This is a genomic window from Bradyrhizobium sp. JHI2711, assembly GCF_056156565.1.
This window is the reverse complement of the sequence record NZ_JBPZPT010000001.1, coordinates 1,613,221-1,637,621: the sequence shown is the minus strand read 5'-3', so window position 1 is coordinate 1,637,621 and position 24,401 is coordinate 1,613,221. Positions and strand designations below refer to the sequence as shown.

At 65.6% G+C, this 24,401-nt stretch carries 22 protein-coding genes; 14 read left to right on the top strand and 8 right to left on the bottom strand.

Annotated elements, in window-relative coordinates:
- Nucleotides 1-2: 2 nt before the first annotated feature.
- On the top strand, nucleotides 3-662 hold the full coding sequence (locus ACTEK7_RS07790) for a flavin reductase family protein (RefSeq protein ID WP_225145912.1): 660 nt from the start codon (nucleotides 3-5) through the stop codon (nucleotides 660-662).
- Here ACTEK7_RS07790 and ACTEK7_RS07785 read toward each other — a convergent pair.
- Nucleotides 659-1,321 carry an aspartate/glutamate racemase family protein gene (locus ACTEK7_RS07785; protein WP_225145911.1) on the bottom strand — a complete coding sequence of 221 codons (663 nt, stop codon included), beginning with the start codon at nucleotides 1,319-1,321 and terminating at the stop codon, nucleotides 659-661. The two genes, ACTEK7_RS07790 and ACTEK7_RS07785, sit on opposite strands and share 4 nt — an antisense overlap.
- Nucleotides 1,322-1,377: 56 nt before the next feature.
- Between ACTEK7_RS07785 and hydA the strand changes: the two genes are divergently transcribed.
- The 13 genes from hydA (at nucleotide 1,378) to ACTEK7_RS07720 (ending at nucleotide 16,980) form a co-directional block, all read left to right on the top strand.
- A complete protein-coding gene (gene hydA, locus ACTEK7_RS07780) occupies nucleotides 1,378-2,847 on the top strand; it encodes a dihydropyrimidinase (RefSeq protein WP_225145910.1) in 1,470 nt (489 codons plus the stop codon).
- A gap of 16 nt (nucleotides 2,848-2,863) precedes the next feature.
- Complete coding sequence (locus tag ACTEK7_RS07775) at nucleotides 2,864-3,838, top strand: NAD-dependent epimerase/dehydratase family protein (RefSeq protein WP_225145909.1); 975 nt, start codon at nucleotides 2,864-2,866, stop codon at nucleotides 3,836-3,838.
- 1 nt (nucleotide 3,839) lies between these two features.
- Nucleotides 3,840-4,589 (top strand): SDR family oxidoreductase, encoded by a 750-nt coding sequence (locus tag ACTEK7_RS07770; RefSeq protein WP_036023565.1) that lies wholly within the window; start codon nucleotides 3,840-3,842, stop codon nucleotides 4,587-4,589.
- Nucleotides 4,586-6,022 carry an NAD(P)-binding domain-containing protein gene (locus ACTEK7_RS07765; RefSeq protein WP_225145908.1) on the top strand — a complete coding sequence of 479 codons (1,437 nt, stop codon included), beginning with the start codon at nucleotides 4,586-4,588 and terminating at the stop codon, nucleotides 6,020-6,022. The genes ACTEK7_RS07770 and ACTEK7_RS07765 overlap by 4 nt, the downstream gene beginning before the upstream one ends.
- 119 nt (nucleotides 6,023-6,141) lie before the next feature.
- Complete coding sequence (locus ACTEK7_RS07760; protein ID WP_225145907.1) at nucleotides 6,142-7,761, top strand: ABC transporter substrate-binding protein; 1,620 nt, start codon at nucleotides 6,142-6,144, stop codon at nucleotides 7,759-7,761.
- Nucleotides 7,762-7,789: 28 nt separating this feature from the next.
- Nucleotides 7,790-8,824, top strand: a complete 1,035-nt coding sequence (locus tag ACTEK7_RS07755; RefSeq protein ID WP_036005288.1) for an ABC transporter permease — start codon at nucleotides 7,790-7,792, stop codon at nucleotides 8,822-8,824.
- Nucleotides 8,821-9,669, top strand: coding sequence for an ABC transporter permease (locus tag ACTEK7_RS07750; protein ID WP_225145906.1), 849 nt, complete (start codon nucleotides 8,821-8,823; stop codon nucleotides 9,667-9,669). The genes ACTEK7_RS07755 and ACTEK7_RS07750 overlap by 4 nt, the downstream gene beginning before the upstream one ends.
- On the top strand, nucleotides 9,666-11,336 hold the full coding sequence (gene nikE / locus ACTEK7_RS07745; RefSeq protein ID WP_057029970.1) for a nickel ABC transporter ATP-binding protein NikE: 1,671 nt from the start codon (nucleotides 9,666-9,668) through the stop codon (nucleotides 11,334-11,336). Before ACTEK7_RS07750 ends, nikE begins: the two co-directional genes overlap by 4 nt.
- A 150-nt stretch (nucleotides 11,337-11,486) precedes the next feature.
- Nucleotides 11,487-13,091, top strand: coding sequence for an ABC transporter substrate-binding protein (locus ACTEK7_RS07740; RefSeq protein ID WP_109145850.1), 1,605 nt, complete (start codon nucleotides 11,487-11,489; stop codon nucleotides 13,089-13,091).
- Between the two features lie 17 nt (nucleotides 13,092-13,108).
- Nucleotides 13,109-14,050 (top strand): ABC transporter permease, encoded by a 942-nt coding sequence (locus tag ACTEK7_RS07735; protein WP_225128937.1) that lies wholly within the window; start codon nucleotides 13,109-13,111, stop codon nucleotides 14,048-14,050.
- The gene (locus ACTEK7_RS07730; protein ID WP_036005259.1) at nucleotides 14,047-14,970 is read left to right on the top strand and encodes an ABC transporter permease; all 924 of its coding nucleotides are present in this window, start codon (nucleotides 14,047-14,049) and stop codon (nucleotides 14,968-14,970) included. The genes ACTEK7_RS07735 and ACTEK7_RS07730 overlap by 4 nt, the downstream gene beginning before the upstream one ends.
- Before the next feature lie 31 nt (nucleotides 14,971-15,001).
- On the top strand, nucleotides 15,002-15,991 hold the full coding sequence (locus ACTEK7_RS07725; protein WP_225145905.1) for an ABC transporter ATP-binding protein: 990 nt from the start codon (nucleotides 15,002-15,004) through the stop codon (nucleotides 15,989-15,991).
- Entirely contained in the window at nucleotides 15,988-16,980 is a 993-nt protein-coding gene (locus ACTEK7_RS07720) for an ABC transporter ATP-binding protein (protein WP_225141412.1), read from the top strand. Before ACTEK7_RS07725 ends, ACTEK7_RS07720 begins: the two co-directional genes overlap by 4 nt.
- 249 nt (nucleotides 16,981-17,229) lie before the next feature.
- Here ACTEK7_RS07720 and ACTEK7_RS07715 read toward each other — a convergent pair whose 3' ends face one another.
- The 7 genes from ACTEK7_RS07715 to ACTEK7_RS07685 form a co-directional block, all read right to left on the bottom strand.
- Nucleotides 17,230-17,517 carry a YciI family protein gene (locus ACTEK7_RS07715; protein ID WP_036005205.1) on the bottom strand — a complete coding sequence of 96 codons (288 nt, stop codon included), beginning with the start codon at nucleotides 17,515-17,517 and terminating at the stop codon, nucleotides 17,230-17,232.
- Nucleotides 17,518-17,593: 76 nt separating this feature from the next.
- Complete coding sequence (locus tag ACTEK7_RS07710; RefSeq protein ID WP_036005202.1) at nucleotides 17,594-18,568, bottom strand: sugar ABC transporter substrate-binding protein; 975 nt, start codon at nucleotides 18,566-18,568, stop codon at nucleotides 17,594-17,596.
- A 41-nt stretch (nucleotides 18,569-18,609) separates the two neighbouring features.
- On the bottom strand, nucleotides 18,610-19,587 hold the full coding sequence (locus ACTEK7_RS07705; protein WP_036005199.1) for an ABC transporter permease: 978 nt from the start codon (nucleotides 19,585-19,587) through the stop codon (nucleotides 18,610-18,612).
- Nucleotides 19,584-20,534: an ABC transporter permease gene (locus ACTEK7_RS07700; protein WP_225145904.1), complete on the bottom strand. Its 951-nt coding sequence runs from the start codon at nucleotides 20,532-20,534 to the stop codon at nucleotides 19,584-19,586. Before ACTEK7_RS07700 ends, ACTEK7_RS07705 begins: the two co-directional genes overlap by 4 nt.
- The gene (locus ACTEK7_RS07695) at nucleotides 20,527-22,050 is read right to left on the bottom strand and encodes a sugar ABC transporter ATP-binding protein (RefSeq protein ID WP_225145903.1); all 1,524 of its coding nucleotides are present in this window, start codon (nucleotides 22,048-22,050) and stop codon (nucleotides 20,527-20,529) included. Before ACTEK7_RS07695 ends, ACTEK7_RS07700 begins: the two co-directional genes overlap by 8 nt.
- Nucleotides 22,051-22,060: 10 nt before the next feature.
- Entirely contained in the window at nucleotides 22,061-23,455 is a 1,395-nt protein-coding gene (locus ACTEK7_RS07690; protein WP_225145902.1) for an FAD-linked oxidase C-terminal domain-containing protein, read from the bottom strand.
- Between the two features lie 50 nt (nucleotides 23,456-23,505).
- The gene (locus ACTEK7_RS07685; RefSeq protein ID WP_225145901.1) at nucleotides 23,506-24,390 is read right to left on the bottom strand and encodes an intradiol ring-cleavage dioxygenase; all 885 of its coding nucleotides are present in this window, start codon (nucleotides 24,388-24,390) and stop codon (nucleotides 23,506-23,508) included.
- Nucleotides 24,391-24,401 lie beyond the last annotated feature (11 nt).

The following is a 24,401-nucleotide window of genomic DNA, read 5'->3' as shown; positions in this document are numbered from 1 at the left end:
CGATGGCCGACAAAGGCATTTCCTTGCGTGAACTCGATCCGCGCGATCGCTACAAGCTGCTGTGCGGCGTGGTGGTGCCGCGGCCGATCGCGCTGGTGACGACGCTGGATGAGAACGGGGCGGTGAATGCCGCGCCGTTCAGCTTCTTCAACGTGTTCTCCGAAAGTCCCGCGCTGATCGTGCTCGGCCTGCAGCACAAGCCGGATCACTCGCCGAAGGACACCACCCGCAACATCCATCGCGACGGCGAGTTCGTGGTGCACATGGTGGACGAGGCGCTGTCGGTCGCAATGAACGACTGCGCGGTCGATTTCCCCTCCGGAGACAGCGAGGTCGCCGCGATGGGCCTGGCGACGCTACCTTCGGTCGACGTGAAGGTGCCGCGTCTCGCCGCGGCGCCCTTCGCGCTGGAATGCCGGCGCCATGTCGTGCTGACCTTCTCGCCGGATCGCGAGCTGCTGGTTGGCGAGGTCGTGCGGGTTCACGCCCGCGAGGGCCTGGTCGATACCGCCAGCATGTATGTCGATCTCGACGCCTATCGGCCGATCGGCCGCATGTTCGGCAATCTCTACACCACGCAGCGGGACACGTTTGCTCTTGTCCGCGAGAGCCATGCGCAATGGCTCGCGCGCCAGGATACCAAAGAGCTGAAGGACGCCTAGTGAGCCGAGAACTGCACCGTACCCAGCGCCATCGTGACGGCCGCCTGCGTCGGGTCGATGACGGGAATCCGCAGCGCGTCTTCCAGCGCACGGCGGTGGCGGGCCATGCCGGCGCAGCCCATCACGATGGCGCGGGCGCCGTCCTCGTCGCGCAGCGCGCGGCCGACCTCGATCATCTTGGCGAGCGTGCCTTCGCCGGAGGCGGTTTCGGCGACGCTCATGTTCAGCGGCCGCTCGCCGGAAAAGCGGTCGGTCAGGCCCATCTGCCTGAGATAGCGCATGTGCCGCGGGATCGAGCGCTGGGCGATCGCGATGACGCCAAAAGTCTCCGCGCGGGAAAGCGCCGTCAGCACGCCACACTCGGCGATGCCGAACACGGGGCGGTCGGTGCCTTCCCGGCAAACTTGCAGCCCGGGATCGCTGTAGCAGGCGATGACGAAGGCGGCCGAGCTGTTGTCGCTTTCGACCAGCTTTCGCAGTGGGATCGCAACGCTGTCTGCGTCCGCCTGGCTTTCAATGCCGAACGGACCTTCGGCCAGCGTCTGGCAGACCACTTCCGGCCCGCCCTCGAAATCGAGCGGCTTCAACGCGTCCTCCAGCCCCTGCGTGACCTTGTGGTTGGAGTTCGGGTTGATGACGAGAATGCGTGGCCGGGACATGATGGACTTCCTGCGAGATCTAGCGAACGTGCCTCAAGCCTATCACGGAGTGCCTCATGACTGAACCCGCTTACGACATGATCATCCGCGGCGGCCGCGTCGCCACCACGACCGACGTCTTCGAGGCCGACGTCGCCATCTCCGGCGAGACCATTGCGGCCATCGGCCGCGGGCTTCCGCCCGCAAAGCGCGAGCTCGACGCGCGCGGCAAGCTGGTGCTGCCCGGCGGCGTCGACAGCCACGCCCATATCGAGCAGCTGTCGGCCGCCGGCATCATGAACGCCGACACGTTCGAGAGCGCGACCGTCTCTGCCGCTTTCGGCGGCACCACCACGGTGATTCCGTTCGCGGCTCAACATGTCGGCATGAAGCTGCCTGAGGTCGTCGCGGACTATCACGCCCTGGCGAAGAAGGGTGCGGTGATCGACTACGCCTTTCACATGATCATTGCGGACGCGACCAAGGAGACGGTCGAGGAACACATTCCCGCGCTGGTGAAGCAGGGCCATGCCTCGATCAAGATCTTCATGACCTATGACCGCCTCAAGGTCGATGACGAGCCGCTGCTCGACATCCTGCTCGCGGCGCGCCAGTCCGGCGCGATGCTGTGCGCCCATGCCGAGAACCACGGCATCATCGCTTGGATGGTGAAGCGGCTGCTCGCACGTGGCTACACGATGCCGAAATACCACGCCGTCAGCCACGCCCGCGTGTCGGAAGCCGAAGCCTTCACCCGGCTGATCGGCATGGCCGCGCTGATCGACCAGCCGATCATGATCTTCCACGTCTCGACCGCCGAAGGCGCCAAGGTGATCCGCGACGCGCGCGGGCAGGGGCTCAAGGTCTTTGCCGAGACCTGCCCGCAATATCTGTTCCTGACCGCTGGCGATCTCGACAAGCCCGGCTCAGAGGGTGCCAAGTGGATGTGCAGTCCGCCGCCGCGCTCGCATGCCGACCAGGAGGCGCTGTGGCAGGCGCTCTCGCTCGGCGATCTCCAGACCATCTCGTCGGACCACGCGCCGTATCGCTACGACGAGACCGGCAAGCTGCGCGCCGGCCCCAATCCGAATTTCAAGCAGGTCGCCAACGGCCTGCCGGGCCTGGAGCTGCGGCTGCCGCTGTTGTTCGACGCGATGGTGTCGAAGGGCCGGCTGGGCCTCGAAAAGTTCGTCGAACTGACCGCAACGGCGCCTGCAAAGATCTACAACCTGCACCCACGCAAGGGCTCGATCGCCGTCGGGGCCGACGCCGATATCGCGATCTGGGATCCCAACCGCGAGGTCACCATCGCCGACGAGATGATGCACGACCTCGCCGGCTACACGCCGTTCGCGGGTCGCAAGCTGAAGGGCTGGCCGGTGTCGGTGCTTTCGCGCGGCCGCGTGATCATCGAGGGCGACAAGTGCCTCGCGAGCGCCGGCAGCGGAAAATTCCTGGCGCGCAGCGGCGGCGAGGCGGCCAGGCCGACCGGCCGGCTCGTCGCCGACATGGATCCCGAACGGAATTTTGGGGCAGAGCTGCTGTGATGGTGGATCGCGCGCGATGAAGATCGTCATCTTCGGCGGCACCGGCTTTGTCGGCCTCAATCTGGCTGAGGTGCTGCTCGCGCGCGGGCATGAGGTGACGCTGTATGATCGTAAGCAACTGCCGGCTGGAGCGGAGCGATCCTTTGCCGACTACCGGGAGCGGCTCGCGATTATTCAGGGCGAGATCTCGGACGTCGAGAGGATCGAAACGCTTGTAAAGCAGGGCTTTGACGCGATTGTCCTTGGCGCTGCCATAACTGCCGGGGATCAGCTCGAGCGGTCCACGACCTCGAGCATTATCGAGATCAATGTGATGGCTCAGTTCCCGATTCTGAGCGCTGCGATCCGCCGCGGTGTTCGGCGTGTGATCAATCTGTCGTCAGCATCTGCCTATGGAGCCGCGGGGCAACGCTATCCGATATTGGACGAGGAGACGCCGTGCGATCCCGTCTCCTTCTACGCCATCAGCAAATTCACGTCAGAGAGATCCGTGGCGCGGCTTGCCGAGTTGTGGGGAGGCGATTTTCTGAGTGTGCGCTTAAGCGCAGTGTTCGGTCCGTGGGAACGCATCGGGAAGGTGCGCGATACGCCAAGCCTCCAGTTTCAGATTCTAGCCGCATTCGCTCGCGGCGAACCGGCGCTGCTGCCGGCGCCAGGCATCAAGGATTGGACCTACGCGCCGGACGCTGCCGAGGCCGTGGCTGTGCTGATCGAAGCTGAGCGACCGCGCCACCGGCTCTACAACATCTCCAGCGGCACGGCCTGGTCGGCGTTGCAATGGGGCGAGGCTTTTGCGGCCCTGCATCCCGGGCTGGAGTGTCGGCTGGCGGAGCCGGGCGAGAAGACCTTCATCAAGCTTCATGGCGGCGATCGCGCGCCGCTCTCAGTAACGCGAATGGCCGACGAATTCGGCTGGCGCGCGCGGTTCGGCTGTGCGGAGTCGGCTGCCGCGATGAGCGCCTGGTGGATGCAGCACAAGGAGGGGATCTGAGATGCGGCTGCAGGGGCGCACGGCCATCATCACCGGCGCAGGCTCGGGCATCGGCCGCGCCAGCGCAAAACTGTTCGCGGAGGAGGGCGCGCGCCTTGCTTTGGTCGATCGTGACGCCGCGGGCCTCGAGGAAACGCTGAGCCTTATCGGCGAAGCGACGACGCATATCGGCGACGTCGGCGATGGCGCATTCGCCGAAACCGTCGTCGGCGACGTCGTGGCCCGGCATGGCCGGCTCGATATCCTCATGACGGCGGCTGGCTTCTCCTGTGGTGGCACGGTGCTCACGACGAGCCTGGACGACTGGGACGCGGTGTTCCGCGCCAATGTCGGCGGCACCTGGCTGTGGGCGCGGGCCGCGGTGCCGCAGATGCAGCGGCAGAACAGCGGCTCGATCATCACGCTGGCATCGCAGCTCGCCATTGCCGGCGGCAAGGGCAACAGCGCCTATATCGCGGCCAAGGGCGCGATCATCAGCCTGACGCGGACCATGGCGGTGGATTTCGCAACGGATGGCATCCGTGTCAACGCGATCGCGCCCGGCGCAATCGACACGCCGATGCTTCGCCGCAGCTTTGCCCGGCACGCCAATTCCGAGCAAGTGCGCGAGGCCTCGCGCAACCGCCACGCCATGAAGCGCTTCGGCGTGCCTGAGGAGATCGCGCAAACCGCACTGCATCTCGCGAGCGATGCCTCGTCGTTCACGACCGGCACCGTGATGGTGGTCGACGGAGGCTGGCTCGCCGCATGAGTGAGACGCTGACCCAGCTCGAAGCCGACATTCACGCCGATCTCGCTCGGATCGCGCATCCCGGCGCGGCGTGGCTCGAACCGAAAGCGGGGCCAGACGGCAAGCCGGCGCTGGATGTTCTCATCGTCGGCGCCGGCCAGTCCGGCATCGCCATCGGCTTCGGCCTGCTGCGCTCGCGCGTCAGCAACATCCTGCTGATCGACAAGGCCGAAGAGGGCAAGGAGGGCCCGTGGCTCACCTACGCCCGGATGCCGACGCTCCGCAGCCCGAAGGACTACACCGGGCCCGACCTCGACATCCCCGGCCTGACCTACCAGTCCTGGCACGAGGCCCGCTTCGGCAAGGCGAGCTGGAAGGAGCTCGGCCTGATCGCGCGCGAGCATTGGGCGGAGTATCTGCTCTGGCTGCGGCGCACGGTCGGCTTGCCGGTGCGCAACGCTTGCGAGCTCAAGGAGATCGCGCCGGCGGCTGACGGCCTGCTCGCTGCGCGCGTGAAACGGGCAGGAGAGGTCGAAACGCTCTATGCGCGGAAGATCGTGCTTGCGACAGGGCAGGAGGGCATGGGCGGTTGGATGATTCCGGAGCAGCTGGTGCATCTGCCGGCGAGCTCTGTTGCAACCGTCGCCGACGACATCGATTTCGAAAGCCTGCGCGGCAAGCGCGTCGCCGTGGTCGGTGCCGGCGCCTCCGCTTTCGACAATGCGGCGACTGCGCTGGAGGCCGGTGCCGCTGAAGTGCACTTGCTGTGCCGGCGTGCGCAGATCCAGGTGATCCAGCCCTATCGCTGGCTGACCTTTCGTGGCTTCCTGCGTCATCTCAGCGATCTCGACGATGCCTGGCGCTGGCGCTTCATGCGCAAGATCCTCGGGATGCGGGAAGGATTTCCGCAGCCGACCTATGACCGCTGTGCGCGTCACGCCAACTTCACACTGCACGAGGCCGCGCCGGTCGAAGCCGCGCGCAAGACCGATAACGGCGTTGAACTCCAGACGCCGCGCGGCGCCATCACCGCCGATTTCGTCATCTGCGGCACCGGCATCGACATGGACTTTGCCGGCCGCGGCGAGCTCGCCCAATGTGCCGGCAACATCGCGACCTGGGCCGACCGCTACCAGCCGCCGGAACACGAACGCAACGAACGGCTCGGCCGCTTTCCCTATCTCGCCGACGACTATGCCTTCACCGAGCGCAAGCCGGGAACGACGCCGTGGATCGCCGACATCCATCTGTTCGCCATCGCCTCCACCATGAGCTTCGGTCCGTCAGGGTCGTCGATCAATGCGATGACGACCGCCGTTCCAAAGCTGGTCCACGGCCTGACGCGCGGCCTGTTTCGCGCCGATGTCGAACGGCACTGGGATTCGCTCAGCGCCTATGACGTGCCGCAGGCCGTGGTGACGCGTCAGGCGCGAGAAATGGGGGAATCGCTGTGATCACCCATGCGCCGTCGCGACCTACCGTCCCTCGAAATGTCCGATCGGACTGGCGCGCAACTTGCTTCCTTCTGAACCTGCCTTGCTGGCGTTCTCGTTCGAAATTCAGGGAAAAACCAATGCGTTTTGTGTCTTTCAGACTGGCGACCCGAGTTCTCGCTACCACTGCGCTGCTGCTCATCGCCACTGCGCCGTCGCAAGCGCAAACCAGGGCAGAGACCTTGCGCTACGTCACCGGCGCCTCCGTCAACACGCTCGATCCCAACATCCCCGGCTCGACCCGCGAATCCTTCGCGTTGAGCATGAGCACCTATGACCGGCTGGTGGCATTCGGCCGCAAGCAGCTCAACGGCAAATGGGTGTTCGACCTCGACACGATCACCGGCGAGCTCGCCGAATCCTATGACGTCAGTCCCGACGGACTGAAGATCACCTTCCGCCTGCGCAAGGATGCAAAGTTCCAGGACGGCTCGCCGGTCACGGCCGAGGATGTCAAGTGGTCGCTCGACCGCTGCGTCACCGCGCCGATCCTCGGCAAGGCGCAGCTGCTGACGGGCTCGCTGACGTCGGCCGATCAGTTCAAGGTGATCGATCCCCTCACCATCGAGGTGACGCTTCCAAAACCCGACAAGCTTGCGCTGCCTAATCTTGCCACCGTTTACCCGATGATCATCAACTCGAAAGTGGCAAAAGAGCACGCGACGGCTGACGATCCCTGGGCCACGGCCTGGCTGAAGGAGCACACCGCCGGCAGCGGCGCCTATGCGGTCGAGAGCTTCAAGCCCGGCGAGCAGGTGATCATCAAGCGCAACGAGGCCTGGAACCGCGGATCGCCGGGCAAGCCGGCGTACTTCAAGCGCGTCATCGTGCAGTCGGTGCCGGAGCCGGCGACGCGCGCCAACCTCGTCGAGCGCGGCGATGCCGATCTCGTGCTCGACCTGCAGGCGAGCGACGTGCAGTCGCTGGAGGCAAAGGGCAAGCTCAAGGTGATCTCGACGCCGCAATACAACGCGGTCACCTACGTCTCGATGAACAACCAGATCCCGCCGTTCGACAACGTCAATGTGCGGCGCGCCATCGCCTACGCGCTGCCCTATGACGACATGTTCAAGGCCGCCCTGTTCGGCCGTGGCGCGCCGCTGTTCGGCGCGACCTGGGTGGACGGCAAGCCGGCGAATGGCATCTATCCGTTCCAGCAGCCGCTGAAGCTCGATCTCGACAAGGCCAGGGAGTACCTCAAGGCCGCCGGTCTTCCGGAGGGATTCGCGACTACCTTCAGCTTCAATGTCGGCCAGGCCGCGACGGCCGAGCCGATGGCCGCCCTCGTCAAGGAGTCGCTTGGCAAGATTGGCATCAAGGTCGACATCCAGAAGCTGCCGGACGCGCAGATGTCGACGCAGATCAACGAGAAGAAGCTGCCGTTCTTCACCGAAGGTATCGTCGCCTGGCTGCCGTCGACCGACTATTTCTACCGCAACTTCTACACCGGCACTCAGCGCTGGAATTACTCTTCGATCAACAACCCGGACCTTGCCGCGATTGCGCAGGAGGCCCGCTTCGAGCCCGATAAGGCCAAGTACGAGGCCGCCGGCCGCAAGCTCAACGCGATGCATTTCGACCTGATGCCGCAGATCATGCTGTGGCAGCCCAATCAGGACGCGGTGATGGCGCCGTCGATCGAAGGCTACACCTATGAGTTCCACCGCCAGGTGGATTATCGCGATGTCAGCCGCAAGTGACATCCGCGGCAAGCAGGGACGCTGAATGGTGACGACCGGTCTTGGTGCAACGATGGTGCGGGCGGGCAGGCGGCTCTTGTCGTCGCTGCCGGCACTGTTCGGTGTGCTGGTCTTCACCTTCCTGTTGATGCGCGTCCTGCCCGGCGACCCCGCGGTGTTCTTCGCCTCGGGGCCCAATGCCGGCAAGGAGGAGATCGAGCAGATCCGCAAGCAGATGGGGCTCGACAAATCCGTGCCGGAGCAGCTCGTGTTCTATCTCTCCGACATCGGCCACGGCAATCTCGGCCGCTCGATGATGACGGGACAGCCGGTGCTGAAGGACCTGCGCGAGCGATTGCCGGCTTCGCTGGAGCTCACCTTCACCGCACTGCTGATCGCGCTCATCGCGGCAGTGCCGCTTGGGGTGCTGGCGGCGCTGCGGCCGGGATCGATCATCGATCACGGCGTTCGGCTGTTCTGCGCACTCGGCGTCTGCGTGCCGACCTTCGTCTCGGGCCTGCTCTTGATCTATGTCTTCTATTATCTGTTCGGGCTGGCCCCTGATCCGACCGGGCGCATCGACGTCTTCACCTCGCTGCCGCCGCAGCGCACCGGCTTCCTCTCGATCGATTTCCTGCTCGCCGGCGACGTCGAGGGCTGGTGGGCGGCCTGCAGGCAGTTGATCCTGCCGGCGGTGAGCATGGCGCTGTTCGTGATCGCGCCGCTGGCGCGGATCACGCGGGCCTCGATGCTGGTCTCGCTCGGCAGCGATTTCGTGCGCACTGCGCGCTCGGTCGGATTGTCCTGGCGCAAGGTGGTCGTCACCTATGCGCTCCGCAATGCGATCCTGCCCGTCATCACCATCGCCGGCATCGTGTTCTCGACCATGCTGGGCGCCAACGTGCTGGTGGAGAAAGTGTTCTCCTGGCCGGGCGTGGCCTCTTATGCGCTCGACGCGTTGCTGTCCTCCGACTATGCGCCGGTGCAGGGTTTCGTGCTGCTGATGGCCAGCCTGTTCGTGCTGGTCAATCTCGTCGTGGACATCTGCTACGGCATCGCCGATCCCAGGGTGTCGATCGAATGACCAGCGCCACACTTCGCCATTCGGTCTGGATCCTGCGCGGCAATCCGCTCACGGCGGTGGCCGCGGCCGGGGTGACGCTGTTCGTCCTGGTCGCGATCTTCGGACCGTGGATCGTGCCTTACGACCCCGTGGCCTCGAACGTGTCGGAGGCGCTGCTGCCGCCGAGTGCGGCGCACATTGCCGGCACGGACCAGCTCGGCCGCGACGTGTTCAGCCGTCTCATCATCGCTGCACGGCTCGACCTTGCCATCGCAGTCTCCGCGGTCGGAATCTCGTTCGCGATCGGGGCCGTCGTCGGCGCGTTCTGCGGCTATGCCGGCGGACGGCTCGATCGCGCCGTCGGCCGCTTCGTCGACGTGATGATGGCGTTTCCGCTGTTCGTGCTAGCGATGGCGATGGTCGCCGCGCTCGGCAACCGGATCGAGAACATCGTGATCGCGACCGCGATCATCAATCTTCCGTTCTACATCCGCTTCGCGCGCGCCGAGGTCAACGTCCGCCGCAATGTCGGCTGGGTCGAGGCTGCGCGCGCCTGCGGCGAGAGCCATTTCTCGGTGGTGCTGCGCTTCCTGCTGCCGAACATCCTGCCGGCGATGGCGGTGCAGATCTCGCTCAATCTCGGCTGGGCCATTCTCAATGCCGCCGGCCTGTCCTTCATCGGTCTCGGCGTCAAGCCGCCGACGCCGGAATGGGGCATCATGGTCGCGGAAGGCGCGCGCTTCATCTCCACCGGACGCTGGTGGCTGGTGGCCTTTCCCGGCCTCGCACTGATGCTGGCCGTGCTGTGCTTCAACCTCCTCGGCGACGGCATGCGGGACATTCTCGATCCGCGGATGCGCACATGAGCGAGGACCTGCTCAGGATCGACGACCTCCACGTCGCGTTCTCGACGCGGCGGGGCATGGTCGAGGCCGTGCGCGGCGTCACGCTCACCGTCAAGGCCGGCGAGATGCTCGGCCTCGTCGGCGAGAGCGGCTCGGGCAAGTCGGTCACTGGCTTTGCGACGACGCGGCTGCTCGATGCAGCCGGCCGCGTCACCGGCGGCAAGATCCTGTTCCGCGGGCAGGACGTCACCAAGCTCCGCGGCGATGATCTGCGACAGCTGCAGGGCGCCGCGATGTCGATGATCTTCCAGAATCCGCGGGCGGCGCTCAACCCGATCCGCGCGATCGGCCTGCAGATCGCGGACGCGATCCTCACCCACAAGCGTATCTCGAAAGAGGCCGCGCGTGCCGAGGCGCTGGACCTGCTGCGCGCCGTTCAGATCCGCGATCCCGAGGCGCGGATGAACGCCTATCCGCACGAGCTCTCCGGCGGCATGTGCCAGCGCGTCATGATCGCGATCGCGATCTCCTGCAATCCTGCGCTGTTGATCGCGGACGAGCCGACCACCGGCCTCGACGTTACCACGCAGAAGGTGGTGATGGATCTGCTGGCAGACATTGCCGCCGCGCGAGGCATGGCCACGATCCTGATCACGCACGACCTCGGCCTTGCGGCACGCTACTGCCGCCGCATTGCCGTGATGGAGCGCGGCCGCATCGTCGAGGAGGCGAGCCCCGGCATTCTCTTCAGCGCGCCGCAGCACGCCTATACCAGACGACTGGTAGCGGCGTCGCCGACGGCGACGTCACGGATCGAAGATCTCGTGACGGAGGAGGACAGAGAGCGTTACGCCAACGTCGTCACCAGACCCAGGCAGGAGCGAGCGCACGGCACGCCGCCGCTCCTGGAAGTACGCAAGCTCGCCAAGCGTTTCGATCAGGGCTCTGCTGCGGTTGCCGACTTCTCGATGACGATGGCGGGCGGCGAGAGTGTCGGGCTGGTTGGCGAGTCCGGCTCGGGCAAGAGCACGACCTCGCGCATGATCTGCCGCCTGATCGATCCGAGCGAGGGCGACATCGTGTTCGACGGGCAGTCGATCGGGCACGTGGCGGCGCGCGATTTCCACCGCTCGCCGTTGCGCAAAGACATCCAGATGGTCTTTCAGGACCCGAACGAAAGCCTCAACCCGCGCTTCACGGCGTTCGATTGCATTGCCCATCCCTTGATGCGGCTCGACGGCATGCGCGCGGGCGAAGGCTTGCGCAAACGGGTGGAAGAATGCGCCGAGCGAGTCGGGCTGCCGCTCGATCTGTTGCCGCGGTTTCCGCATCAGCTCTCCGGCGGGCAGAAGGCCCGCGTCGGCATCGCCCGCGCCATCGCCTGCCGGCCGCGGCTGCTGGTGCTGGACGAGCCGACCGCCGCGCTTGACGTCTCGGTGCAGGCGGTTGTGCTGCAACTGCTCGATCGCCTCAGGCGCGAGAACGACATTGCGCTGCTGTTCGTCAGCCACGATCTCAACGTCGTGCGCATGCTGTGCGACCGCACCATCGTGCTGCGCAACGGCGGCATCGTGGAGCAGGGCGAGAGCCGGGCGCTGTTTGACAATCCAAAGACCGACTACACGCGCAAACTGGTCGAGGCGATCCCGCATATCGAGACCGGGCCGACGCTGGCGGCCGCTCTGTGAACCCCGAACTCGTATTCCTGGGCCGCCAAATGGCGAGATCCCGCTGGCGAAGCCGCATTTAGTGGCATACCATTTGCTTGCAAATGGGTTCGGTTTCACTTGCCCTTTGCCAATGAATAGCTGGCATCACGGCATCTCTGGGAGGACTTCATGGATCGCAGGACGGTATTGAAGGGACTGGCTGGCGCGGGCAGTCTGGCGTTGACGGGTGGCCTGTCGGCCCCGGCGATCGCCCAGGGTGCGGCGGCGCGCACCCTGCGATTCGTGCCCCAGGCCAATCTCGCCAATTTCGACCCGATCTGGGGCACGCAATATGTCGTGCGCAATGCCGCCGCGATGGTCTGGGACACGCTCTACGGCATCGATTCCTCGTTCCGGCCGCAGCGGCAGATGGTCGAGTCCGAGGAAGTGACCGACGACGGCACCACCTGGACGTTCAAGCTGCGGCCCGGCCTCAAGTTCCACGATGGCGAGCCGGTGCTCAGCAAGGACGTCGTGGCAAGTCTGACGCGCTGGTCGGCGCGCGATCCGATGGGCCTGATGATCAAGGCGCTCCAGCAGGAGCTCACGGCCGTCGACGACCGCACCTTCAAATGGGTGCTGAAGCAGCCCTTCCCGAAATTGCTCTACGCGCTCGGCAAGAACAATTCGCCTTGCAGCTTCATCATGCCGGAGCGCATCGCGCAGACCGATCCGTTCAAGCAGATTTCTGAATATATCGGCTCCGGTCCGCTGAAGTTCGCCAAGAGCGAGTGGGTCCCCGGTGCGAAGGCCGTGTTCGAGAAATTCGCCGACTATTCACCGCGGCAGGAGAAGGCGTCCTGGCTTGCTGGCGGCAAGCAGGTGATGGTCGACCGCGTCGAGTGGGTGATCATGCCGGATCCGGCAACCGCGGCGGCCGCGTTGCAGAACGGTGAGATCGACTGGTGGGAGAACCCGATCGCGGATCTCGTTCCGGTTCTGAAGAAGAACAAGAATATCAGCGTCGATATCGGCGATCCCCTCGGCAATATCGGCTCGTTCCGCATGAACTTCCTTTATCCGCCGTTCAACGACGTCAAGGCGCGGCGTGCGGTGCTGATGGCGCTCAGCCAGGAAGACTACATGCGCGCGATCGTCGGCGACGACAATTCGCTGTGGAAGCCGCTGCCCGGCTTCTTCACGCCGGATACGCCGCTCTACACCGAAGTGGGCGGCGAGATCCTGAAGGGCAAGCGCGATCTGGACGCCGCCAAGAAGCTGCTCGCCGAGAGCGGCTATTCCGGCCAGCCGGTGACGTGCCTCGTCGCGCAGGACCAGCCAATCACCAAGGCGATGGGCGACGTCACCGCCGATCTTCTCAAGAAGCTCGGCATGAATGTCGACTTCGTCGCAACCGATTGGGGCACGGTCGGCTCCCGCCGCGCGCAGAAGACACCTCCGGGACAGGGCGGCTGGAACATGTTCCACACCTGGCACGCAGGCGCGGATTGCGTCAATCCGGCTCCCTACACCGCCATCCGTGCCAACGGCGACAAGGCCTGGTTCGGCTGGCCCACCAGCGCGGCCACCGAAAAGGAGGTCGCCTCGTGGTTCGAGGCCAAGAACGTCGACGAAGAGAAGGCCGCCATGGGCCGCCTCAACAAGGCGGCGATCGATGACGTCGTCTACGCGCCCACGGGCTTCTTCCTGAGCTACACCGCGTGGCGCAAGAACGTCTCCGGCGTTGCCAAGGGACCGCTGCCGTTCTTCTGGGGCGTGTCGAAGTCCGCATGATCCTGCGCTGAGGCCAGATGCTCTCTTACATCCTCCGTCGCATCGTCGCGACCTTGCCAGTCATGGCCATCGTCGCGCTGTTCGTGTTCAGCCTGCTCTACATCGCGCCCGGCGATCCGGCCGTGGTGATCGCGGGCGATCAGGCAAGCCCGGAGGATGTGGAGCGCATCCGCCAGAGCCTCGGGCTGGACCGGCCCTTCCTGGTCCAGTTCGGAGGCTGGGTCTGGCGCATCCTGCACGGCGATCTCGGCACCTCGATCTTCACCAACCTGCCGGTCTCGGCGATGATCGGGCAGCGTCTCGGACCGACGCTGTCGCTGATGATCGTCACGCTGCTGCTGACGATCGTGGTGGCAGTGCCGCTCGGCGTGGTGGCGGCATGGAAGGCCGGCAGCCTGATCGATCGCGTCATCATGGGCTTTGCCGTGTTCGGATTCTCGCTGCCCGTCTTCGTGGTCGGCTACATGCTCGCCTACATCTTCGCGCTGGAGCTGGAATGGCTGCCGGTGCAGGGCTACACGCCGCTCAGCTCCGGCTTCTGGCCGTGGCTCGAGAATCTCATCCTGCCGGCGATCGCGCTCGGCTGCGTCTATATCGCGTTGGTCGCCCGCATCACGCGGGCAGCCATGCTCGAAGTGCTGCAGCAGGACTATATCCGCACGGCCAAGGCTAAGGGCCTCGGGCAGGGCGGCATCCTGTTCATTCACGCGCTGAAGAACGCGGCGGTGCCGATCGTCACCGTGATCGGGATCGGCATCGCGCTGCTGATCGGCGGGGCGGTCGTTACCGAGAGCGTGTTCGCGATCCCCGGCCTCGGCCGCCTCACCATCGATGCGATCCTGCGCCGTGACTATCCGGTGATCCAGGGCATCGTGCTGCTGTTCAGCTTCGTCTACGTCCTCGTCAATCTGATGATCGACGTCGTCTACACGCTCGTTGACCCGAGGATCCGCTATTGACCGACACCACCGTCAATCCGCATTCGCTTCCGGCCGGCCTCGTCCTTGCGCCGCAACTGCCCGAGATCCTGCGGCCGGTCAGGATACGGCGCGGCTTCGTCGGCCTCCTGCGCGGCCACCCGACGGTCGCGATCGGCGGCGCGCTGCTGCTGATGCTGGTGCTGATCGCGGTCTTTGCGCCATACCTCGGCACGGTCGATCCGACCGCGCTTGCGCCCGCCAAGCGCACCCGCGCGCCGTCGGCCGATTTCTGGTTCGGCACCGACGTGCTCGGCCGCGACATCTATTCGCGCGTGCTGTTCGGCGCGCGGGTCTCGCTCACGGTCGGCCTGTCGGTCGCGATCTGCGCCTCGGCGATCGGCCTTGCCATCGGCATGGTATCCGGCTTCATCCGCTGGGCCGACGGCATCCTGATGCGGTTCATGGACGGGCTGATGTCGATCCCGCCGATCCTACTGGCGATCGCGCTCATGGCCCTGACGCGCGGCAGCGTCGGCAACGTCATCCTGGCGATCACCATCGCCGAGATCCCGCGCGTCTCGCGCCTCGTCCGCAGCGTCGTGCTGTCCTTGCGCGAACAGCCCTATGTGGACGCGGCCGTGGCCTGCGGCACGCGCACGCCGATGATCATCCTGCGCCACATCCTGCCCAACACGGTTGCGCCGATGCTGGTCCAGGCAACTTACATCTGCGCCAGTGCCATGATCACGGAGGCGATCCTGTCCTTCATCGGCGCCGGCACGCCGCCGACCATCCCGTCCTGGGGCAACATCATGGCCGAGGGCCGCGCGCTTTGGCAGGTGAAGCCCTACATCGTGTTCTTCCCGGCGGCGTTCCTGTCCGTCACCGTGCTCGCCGTGAATCTGCTCGGCGACGGTCTTCGCGATGCGCTGGACCCGCGCATGGCCAAAAGCCTGTGATGTTGTCTGTGATGGATCGAGGCTGATTGCGATGGCTTTGCTCGAAGTCGAGAACCTCCAGACCCATTTCCGCACGCCCGGCGGCATCAACCGCGCGGTCGACGGGGTATCCTTCCATGTCAACGAGGGTGAGACGCTCGCCATCGTCGGCGAGTCCGGTTGCGGCAAGTCGGTGACATCGATGTCCTTGATGCGGCTGATTCCGGAGCCGCCGGGCCGGATCGCAGGCAGCATCCGCTTCGCGGGCAGGGATCTGCTGAAATTGTCCGACCGCGAGATGCGCGCGATCCGCGGCAACGACATCTCGATGATCTTTCAGGAACCGATGACGAGCCTGAACCCGGTGCTCACCGTCGGCCGCCAGATCCGCGAGACCTTGATGATCCATCAGGGCCTCGACAAGCAGGCGGCGGAGGCGCATGCGGTCGAGATGCTGACAGTGGTCGGCATTCCCGAGCCGAAACGGCGCGTCGGCGAATATCCGCATCAGCTGTCCGGCGGCATGCGCCAGCGCGTGATGATCGCGGTCGCGCTGGCCTGCAATCCCAAGCTTCTCATTGCGGACGAGCCGACGACCGCGCTCGACGTGACGATCCAGGCGCAGATCCTCAAGCTGATGCTGGATCTGAAGCGCCGGGTCGGCGCCGCCATCATCCTGATCACCCACGATCTCGGCGTCGTCGCCGAGATCGCCGAGCGCGTTATGGTGATGTACGCCGGCCGCAAGGTCGAGGAGGCGCCGGTGGCCGAGCTGTTCCGCTCGCCGCGGCATCCCTATACGCAGGGCCTGTTGGGTGCGGTGCCGAAGCTCGGCTCCTCGCTCGCGGGCACCGCGACGCGGCTCGCCGAGATCCCGGGGCAAGTGCCGGATCTCCGCAAGCCCATTATCGGCTGCGTCTTCGCCGGCCGCTGTGCGCTCGCGACCGACGTCTGCCGGCAATATGCGCCCGGACTTGAAGAGAAGGGCCCGCGCCACGTCGCCGCCTGCCATTACGCCGCCAAGGGAGCCGTCGCGGCATGAGTCCTCCGCTGCTCCAGGTCAACGACCTCAAGAAACATTTTCCGGTCAAGAGCGGCCTGTTCGGCCGCAAGTCCGAATTCGTCTACGCGGTGGACGGCGTCTCCTTCGAGATCGCGCGCGGCGAGACGCTGTCCCTGGTCGGCGAGTCCGGCTGCGGAAAATCGACGGTCGGCCGCGCCATCCTGCGGCTGTTCGAGATCACCTCGGGCCAGGTCATCCTCGACGGCCAGAGGATCGATGACGCCGCACCGGGCACGATGCGCCAGATGCGCCGCCGCGTGCAGGTCGTGTTCCAGGATCCGTTCTCCAGCCTCAATCCGCGCATGCGCGTGCGCGACATTCTCGCCGAGCCGATCCGCAATTTCGGCCTCGCCAAGTCCGCAGAGGATCTCGAGGTCCGTGTCACATCACTGATGGACACGGTGCGCCTGCCGCGCGAGGCGCTGAACCGCAGGCCGCACGAATTCTCCGGCGGCCAGCGTCAGCGCATTGGCATTGCGCGGGCGCTGGCTGCCGAGCCCGAGCTGATCGTCTGCGACGAGGCGGTCTCCGCGCTGGACGTTTCGGTAAAGGCGCAGATCGTCAATCTCTTGCAGGACCTGCAGCGCGAGTTCGGGCTCGCGCTGCTCTTCATCAGCCACGATCTTGCCATCGTCGAGCACATGACCCATCGCGTCGCCGTGATGTATCTCGGTAAGATCGTCGAGGTCGCCCCGCGCCGCGAGATCTTTGCCGCGCCAAGGCATCCCTACACTAAAGCGCTGCTTTCGGCCGTGCCGCTGCCGGAGCCCGGAGCCCAGCGCAATCCCATCATCCTCAAGGGCGACGTGCCGAGCCCGATCAATCCGCCGAAGGGGTGTCGCTTTCACACCCGTTGCCCGTTCGTGTTCGATCGTTGCCGGACCGAGGAGCCGACGCTGCGCGCGGCCGGAGCCGAGCAGTGGGTGGCGTGTCACCTGGAAGAGGCTGCGCCGGCAGTCAGCGGTTAAGGACCTGACTCCAGTCCGCGTCGCACACCGCGCCGACGCTGGGCAGGTGCCTGGATGGCGGGCGCAACTGACATCGGGTGATGATTACATTATGCCCCTGTTTTGCCCGACGAGTCAAAATCCACCGCCGATCCGGGTTGGCATTGGCCTCGGATGCGAGGTCGCGCGGTGCATCGGAAATTCGTAAGCGAAAACAAGCCCCGTTGTACTGTGCATGGGGTTGTTTTCGCACTTTGTCGTGGCGGACCCTCAACCCTGCCGGCGCAGGAAGCCGGTGATCGTCACCTTGTCCCAGATGCCGGCCGCGGCAAACGGATCGGCGCGATTGAAGGCCTCGACCTCGCTACGGCTAGGGGCCTCGATCAGGAACAGGCTGCCGATCATGGTCTGGCCGTCGTCGGAGACGAGCGGACCGGACATCACGATCTTGACGCCGAAGCGCGAGGTGTCGCTGAGGAAAGCCTTGTGGGCGTCGTAATTGGCGAGCCGCGTCGGCAACGCGCCGGTGCGGTCGAGGGCGTGAATGGCGAACAGCATGCTGTCTCCGTTTCTTGGCTTCATTCTTGGGACGGCCGCGGGCTGCGGCCGTCCGGTCTTGATGTGGGGGGATGGCCTACTTCGCGCTGAGCTTGCCGGCGTCCTCGAAGGTGGGACAGGTCCGCTGCTCCAGCGGCACGTCGAACGGCCCGTAATTGTCCTTGGTGATCACCGTCGGCTTCAGCACGATCTCGCTGATGACAGGCTGGCCCCGCAAGGAGCGGATCGCCATCATGGTGCCGAGGCAGCCTTGCGCAAAGCCGTTGTAGTCGCCGCTCGCCAGCAGCTTGCCGGACTTGATCGCGTCGATCGCCTCCTTGGTGCCGTTGATGCCGATCACCTGCGCCTTGCGGTTGGCACCGTCGAGCGCCTCGATCGCGCCGACCGCCATGGCGTCGTTGGCGGCTAACACGCCGTCGATCTGCGAATTGGACTGCATCAAATTCTCCATGACCTGAAGCGCCTGCAGCCGCTGGTAGTTGCCGGGCTGCGAGGCCAGCAGCTTGGCGCCGGGCGCTTCCTTCAGCGCGTCGTTGAAGCCGCGGACGCGGTCGACATTGGTCAGCGAGCCCTTGACGCCTTCGATGATGACGATGTTGCCCTTGCCGCCGAGCGTCTTCAGCAGGAAGCGCGCGGTCTCCAGCCCAAGGCTGTAATCGTCGGCGCCGACGAAGGACAGGAACTTGCCGCCGGCAGAACGGTCGGTGATGTTGACGACCGGGATCTTGGCTTCGTTGATCTTCTCGACCCCGGGGACCATCGCCTTGTAATCGACCGGCGTGAACACGATCGCGCTCGGCTTCTTCACCACGACGTCCTCGATCTGGCTGAGCTGCTCGGGGATCGAGTCCGGCTTGGTCGGGATGTACTGCAGCGTCTTCGCGTTCAGCACCTTCGCCATGTTGTCGGCGCCGACCCGCACCGTCTGGAAGAACGGATTGGTCTGGTTCTTGGTGAAGACGGCGATGGTCTCGCCGTCGGCACGCGCCGCAGTGGTGAGCGCGGTCGCCATCAGCAGCGGCAGCGCCACATAGCCAATTGTCTTTCTCATATTGCCTCCATCCCTCATTTTGCTTGTTGGATTGCTGGAACTCATTGCGCGCGGCGGCGGGTCTTCATGTCGAGCCAGACCGCGAGAATGACGATGACGCCGGTGACGAGCGGCTGCCAATTGGCGCTGACCGCGAGCAGGTTCATGCCGTTCAGCACCAGGGTCAGGATCAGCGCGCCGATGAAGGTGCCGAACACGGTGCCGACGCCGCCGAACAGCGAGGTGCCCCCGATCAGAACGGCCGCGATCGCCGGCAGCGTCAGGCTCTCGCCGATATCGGCCTCGGCCGAATTGAGCCGCGACAGGAAGATGATCGAGGCAAGTCCCGCCATGGTGCCTGAGACCGCGTAGACCAGCAGCAGGCGGCGCGCGACGGGAATGCCTGATAGTCGTGCGGCGACAGGATTGGCGCCGATCGCGTAGATCTCCTGGCCCCAGACCGTGCGCTGCGCGAAGAACGTCCCGATGCCGAGGAACACCAGGAGCAGGTAGACCGGAATGGGCAGGCCGAACAGATAGCCGCTGCCGATCTGGCGGAAGCCGGCCGGGAAGCCGTGCAGGGTCTCGCCCGCCATGTACCAATAGGTGAGGCCGTTCAGCACCCAGAGCATGCCGTAGGTGGCGATGAAGGAGGGGATGCGGAGCGCCGTGACCATGACGCCGTTGATCAGGCCGACGAGCCCGCCGCAGGCAAGTCCGGTGAGGATGCCGAGCGCAGGCGAACCGGTCGTGTGGATCACGGTACCGGCGAGGCAGGCGGACAGCGCGACATTGGCGCCGACGGAGAGATCGAGGCCTGCGGTCAGCACCACCAGCGTCAGGCCGGAGGCGATGAAGAAGGTCAAGCTTGCCTGCCTCAGCACGTTGAGGATGTTGCCGAGGCTCAGGAAGGAATCGCTGAGCACGGCCAGCACCGCGCAGATCAGGAAAGCCGCGAGCAGGCGATAGAATAGCTGGACCGCGTCCTGCGACAGGAAGGAGCGGGGCGGCGCCATGGCGCCCTTGGTGATGTCGGTCATGTGCGGCTCCTGAGGCCGTCGAGGAACAGGGCAACGATGACGAGCACGCCGACGCTGGCGACCTGCACCGAGGAGGGCAGCGAGATCAGGTTCAGGCCGTTGCGCAACACGCCGACGGAAAGGACCCCGAGCAGCGTACCGAGTAGCCAGCCATTGCCCCGCTCGAACGAGGTGCCGCCGACGGCGACGGCCGCGATGGCATCGAATTCCAGGCCGAGGCCGGCGGTGGGATGGCCGGAGTTCATGCGTGCGGTCATCAACAGGCCTGCGATTCCGGCCATGGCGCCACCGATCGCGTAGACCGCGATCAGCAGCCTGTTGGGCGAGAGCCCGGCATAGCGCAGCGCCTCGCGGTTGCCGCCGAGGGCGAAGATGTAGGTGCCGAAGCGGGTGTGATAGAGCAGGCCGTGAAAGGTCGCATATGTCACCAGCGCCATCACGATCGGCACGGGAATGCCGAGCAGCGTCGCCGAATAGATGTCGCGCACGCTGTGGGGAATGCCGACCACGCTCTGGCCGTCGCTGACGATCAGCGACAGGCCCTGCGCCATGCCGAGCGTGCCGAGCGTCGCGACGAAGGGAGGTATGCCGAGAATGGCGACCAGCCAGCCGTTGGCGAGGCCGAAGGCCGTGCCGACCAGAAGGCCGGCGCCGAGGCCGAGCAGCATCGACTTGGTCGCAAGCGACACGATCGCGACGCAGAGCGAGGTCAGCGTCAGCACCGCGCCCATCGACAGGTCCAGCCCCTCCGTCATGATGATCAGGGTCATCGGCAGCGCGAGCATGGTCAGGATGGTCGACTGCACCAGCACGTTGGAGAGGTTGGCGACCGACAGGAAGCCGGGCGCGATCACGCTGAACAGCACGATCAGCAGCACCAGCACCATGGCAACGCCGGGAATGCGCTGCAGCGGATTGGGCTCTGAGACGATCGCGGCTTCACGCATGATGCATCCCCAGTCGCACGATGTTCTCCTCGGTCAATTCGTTGCGTGACAAATGTCCCGCGATGCGCCCCTCGCGCATCACATAGGCGCGGTCGCAGACATGGCAGATCTCGACCTGCTCGGACGAGATCATCAGCGCCGCGGCGCCGTCCGCGACGAGGCGGTCGATCAGCGCGAAGATCTCCGACTTGGCGCCGATATCGATGCCGCGCGTCGGCTCGTCGAAGATGAAGAGCTTCGAGCCGGCTGCCAGCCATTTGCCGATCACGACTTTCTGCTGGTTGCCGCCCGAGAGCAGTCCGACGGTCTGGCGTGCGCTTGGTGTCGCGATGCGGAGCTGCCGGATCAGGCCGTCGGCGGTACGCTGGGCCGAGCGTTGGTCGAACAGCCCGCTCGGGAACAGTCTTCTCAGCGCCGACACCACCAGATTGTCGCTGACGGATCGCAGCAGCGCGAGGCCTTCGCTCTTGCGGCTCTCCGGGATCAGCGCGATGCCGCGGCGGGCGGCGAGATCCGGCTCGCCGAAAATGCTCTTGCCGTCGAAGATGATCTCCCCCGATGTCACGGGATCGGCGCCGAAGATGGCGCGGGCGACCTCGCTGCGGCCGGAGCCGACCAGCCCGCACAGCCCAACGATCTCGCCGCGGCGCACCTCGATGTTGATGTCGGAGATGCCGGTGGACGCGGAGAGGCCCTTGACCTCGAGCAGCACCTCGCCGGGCTTGTCGGCGAAATTCCGCGGATAGGTCATGTCGACGTTGCGGCCGACCATCATGCGCACGAGCTGGTCCGGCGTGACGTCGGCGGGCCGGACGCCGTCGATGCGGCGGCCGTCGCGCAGCACGGTGATGCGATCGCCGAGCGCGAACACCTCGGCCATGCGGTGCGAGATATAGACGATCGAGACGCCGTCGGCCTTCAGCCGCGCGATCAGCGCGAACAAGAGCTCGGTCTCGCGGTCGGACAGCGCCGCGGTCGGCTCGTCCATGACGAGGATGCGGGCGTTCTGGCTGATCGCCTTGGCGATCTCGACCATCTGCTGCTGGGCGACGCCGAGCTTGTCGACAATGGTGGCGGGATCGATGTCGAAGCCGATCGTGTCGAGCACGCGCCTTGCGTCGGCCAATATCCTGCGGCGGTCGATGGTGCCGGGAATGCGGCCCTTCGGCTCGCGTCCCAAGAAGATGTTCTGGGCGATGTCGAGATGGGGGACCAGCGAGAATTCCTGGAAGATCACGGCGATGCCGAGCTTCTGCGCATCGGCAGTCGAGGAGATCGCGACGCGTTCGCCGTTGTAATAGAATTCGCCGGCGTCGGCGCGATAGGCGCCGCACAGCACTTTCATCAGGCTCGACTTGCCGGCGCCGTTCTCGCCCAGCAGCATATGGACTTCGCCGGGGTATACGGCAAAGGACACGTCGTCCAGCGCCTTGACGCCCGGAAACTCCTTGCTGATGCCGCGCAGTTCCAGCAGCGGCGTGGGCGAGGTGACCTCGATCGGGAGCGCGTCGCTCATGGCTTGTTGCTCATGTTTTGGCTCTGCCAGCAAAGATCTTTCCGGGGTTCATCAATCCGTCGGGATCGAGCACCGCCTTGATCGATCGCATCACATCCACGGCCTCGCCGAGCTCGTCGGTGAGATAGCCGATCTTGCCGAGCCCGATGCCGTGCTCGCCGGTGCAGGTGCCGTCCATGGCGATGGCGCGCGCGACCATGCGGGCCTGCAGCGCCTTGGCGCCCTCGACCTCCTCCGGTCGTGTCGGGTCGATCAGGATCAGCATGTGGAAATTGCCGTCGCCGACATGGCCGACGATCGGCGCGGTGAAGCCGTGCTCGTCACCGTCGCGACGCGTCTCCGTCAGGCATTCCGCCAGACGCGAGATCGGCACGCAGACGTCGGTGATCACAGCGCGCGCGCCGGGCCGCAAGCCAAGGCCGGCGTACAGGGTGTTGTCGCGGGCATGCCAGAGCCGGCTGCGGTCTTCCTGCGCCTTGGCCCAGGCAAAGCCATGGCCGCCATGCTCGGCCGCGATCGCCTGCGCGGCTTCGGCCTGCTCGGCGACGGAAGTCTCTGAGCCATGGAATTCGAAGAACAGGGTGGGAGCCTCGCGATAGCCGAGCTTTGCGTAGGCATTGATGCCGCGCATCATGACGTCGTCGAGCAGCTCGATGCGGGCCACGGGGATCGCGGACTGGATCACGGAGATCGCGGTGTCCACCGCATCGTGCAGGGTGTCGAAGCTGCAGACTGCCGCCGAGATCGCCTGCGGCACCGGGTGTACCTTCAGCGTGATCTCGGTGATGACGCCGAGCGTCCCCTCCGCGCCGACGAACATGCGCGTCAGGTCATAGCCGGCGGCCGATTTGCGCGCGCGCTGCGCGGTGCGGATCACGCGGCCGTCGGCCAGCACCACCTCGAGCGCGATGACATTGTCCTTCATGGTGCCGTAGCGCACCGCCATCGTGCCGGAGGCGCGCGTCGAGGTCATGCCGCCGATCGAGGCGTCGGCGCCGGGATCGATCGGGAAGAACAGGCCGGTATTGCGCAGCTCAGCATTCAGTTGCTTGCGCGTGATGCCGGGCTGCACCACGACGTCCATGTCGCTGTCGTGCACCGTGAGCACCTTGTTCATGCGCGCGAAGTCGAAGCAGACGCCGCCGGCGACCGCGGCCGCATTGCCTTCGAGCGAGGTCCCGGCGCCGAACGGAACGATCGGCATGCCCACGCCGGCGCAGAGCTTGACGATTTCGGCGACCTCCTGCGTGGTCTCAGGGAAGACCACGATGTCGGGCGGCAGGCTCTGATAGTGCGACTCGCTCTGCCCGTGCTGATCGAGCACGCCGCGCGCGACGCTCGCGCGCGGACCGATCATGCCGGCAAGGCGCTCGGCCACAATGCCCGTGCTGACCCGCGGTCCCATCCTCAGCTCCCGTCCCTGTCTTATGGACTCTTTTTGGTCCGTCGTTGAGCTTAAGCGGCTCTTGCGTTGCTTGCGACCTGCTTCAGGCCGAAATCATAGTTGAGATGAAAATAGTCGCGCTCCACCATGCGACCATCCGGCGCACGGCCGGCGGGATGACGGACGAAGTCACGGATCAGGCTGTCCTTGACGCCGAACACCACGTCGCTGTCGAGATATTGGTCGCCGGCAACGAAGACGTGCGTCACCAGCTGCTCGAAACCGGGCGCTGAGATCATGAAGTGCACGTGCGCCGGGCGCCAGGGATGGCGTCCCTGCACCTCGAGCATCTCGCCGACCGGTCCATCATGCGGAATCGGGTAGGCGGCCGGCTTGATCGACCAGAAATGGAAGCGGCCGTTGGCGTCGGTAAGGAAGCGGGCGCGCATCGCGAGATCGCCGATCTTGTCGAGCTGCTGCACGTCGTAATAGCCGTCGTCGTCGGAGTGCCAGACGTCCACGATGGCGCCGGCCAGCGGTTTTCCGTCCACGGTCGAGACCGAGCCGGTGACCAGCATGGGATCGCCATCCATCGGCCCGGAGATGTCAGCGCCGCTGTCCTTCTCCGGCGCAGCCTGGACGAAGAACGGCCCGAGCACCGTGGTCTCGGTCGCGCCTTCGGGCACCGGATGGTTGATGGCATCGACCAGCATGGAGACGCCAAGCGTGTCCGACAGCAAGATGAATTCCTGGCGCTTGTCGTTGCACATGTGCCCGGTGCGGGTCAGGAAATCGATGCCGTATTCCCACTCCTTCTGGGTGGGCCGCACCTCACGGACGAAGGCGTGCAAGTGCCGCACCAGCGCTTCGCTCACCTGCTTGATGCGCGGGTCGGTCGCGCCCGCGATCCGCTCCAGCACCGCATCCGTGATCGTGTTTTCGTTGAAGTTTCGCATGTCGGCCTCCG